The organism is Oleiphilus sp. HI0043, from assembly GCF_001634935.1.
Genome location: NZ_LWEY01000258.1, coordinates 1 through 1,300 on the forward strand (window position 1 = coordinate 1; position 1,300 = coordinate 1,300).

General features: G+C 45.2%; 1 protein-coding gene and 1 pseudogene. One reads left to right on the forward strand and one right to left on the reverse strand.

Annotated features, from left to right (window positions below; all coding sequences use genetic code 11):
- Window positions 1-467 (reverse strand): annotated as a pseudogene (locus tag A3729_RS03870) (RNA polymerase-associated protein RapA); the annotation flags it as partial.
- Between the two features lie 102 nt (window positions 468-569).
- On the opposite strand from A3729_RS03870, the gene A3729_RS03875 reads away from it, so the two are divergent.
- Window positions 570-929 carry a cupin domain-containing protein gene (locus tag A3729_RS03875; RefSeq protein ID WP_197469628.1) on the forward strand — a complete coding sequence of 120 codons (360 nt, stop codon included), beginning with the start codon at window positions 570-572 and terminating at the stop codon, window positions 927-929.
- The last annotated feature ends 371 nt before the right edge of the window (window positions 930-1,300 follow it).

Genomic DNA, 1,300 nt, shown 5'->3' on the forward strand with positions numbered 1-1,300 from the left:
TGAGGAAGTAAGCTTGTGCGTGAACCAAGCAGCCCATCCGTTGACGACTGCTGTAAGCGGTGCTTGTGCTGCAGCGTTTCATAGCGAAGTCGGAAGGCTCTATTTCGGTCATAGTGGCCGCTAACCAGGCGCTGAAGTGGTGAGGTAAATTGGATAAAACAGTTAAGTTCAACTTCACTCAGTTCTTCGTGTTGAGAGCTTTCTTTATTTTCAACAATGTAAGTAATAATGTCTGCGCTTTGGTCGAGGTCGAGAACCAGGTAATCGATATCTTCATGGCTGGTGATCGTGTCGCCAGCCTTATACACTACACGGCTGATAGGCGCGTTGACGCTGGCGTAGGTGCGAGTTTCCCCGGCTGCCGGAAATGTGATCGTCACTCGGCGGTTTTCAAACTCGCTGATGATTCCTAATCCTAATTTGGGTTCGGTCTGGCTGACCCAGCGTTGGCCTATGATATACGACATTTTGGCGTCTCTTTACAGTATTCAATAAGGGAACAAATATGGCGCGAATACTAACAAGAAAAGCCTGTTGATAACACAGATGAAGGTGAATGGAGGAATAATTTGAGTATCTATAGAACGCCAGAAAGGGAAGAGTATTACTTTCACGAGGGCTGCTATATCTTGGAGATGTTAAATACTGACGATGATCCCGCACTTTCGATTGCGCGAGCTAGAGTTGAACCGGGTAAAACAACGCGCTGGCATGCCTTAACAGAAGTCAGTGAGCGCTATGTGATTCAGCAGGGTTCAGGCAAGGTTTATGTTGGAGATCTGGAACAGCAGGTTAGCGCTGGGGATGTAGTACTGATCCCGCAAGGCATTAGGCAGAAGATATATAACGACGGGGAGGGTGACTTGGTGTTTTTAGCTGTGTGTACGCCACGCTTTATGCCTGCGTGTTATGAGGACTTAGACGTATAAGTTGTATCGGCTCAACCCCGACCTTACAGTTTGAAATACCGAGCGTGACATTACCAAATAACATGGCAAAGGCGTATTAGGTCCGCAAAGTTGCCATTCGGCTTTGATCATAAAGCTTGAATATTTAGGCCACAAGCCACCAAAGCAGTACCTTTGGGAAAGTGAAAGATGCAAACATTCGTTTTAGAAGTAACTATCCGATATTCTGTCACTCTTCAGCCTTATTTGTATCAGGTTAATACAGTCAATTTTAGCTTTGAGACATTAACGAAGAAGAGATGAAGTGAATGCCGTTGAAAACACTGAAATTTATCGCCAAGAGTACACAACCATAGTTATCGCTTTAGTTATATTAAGGCCAGATGAGTGTC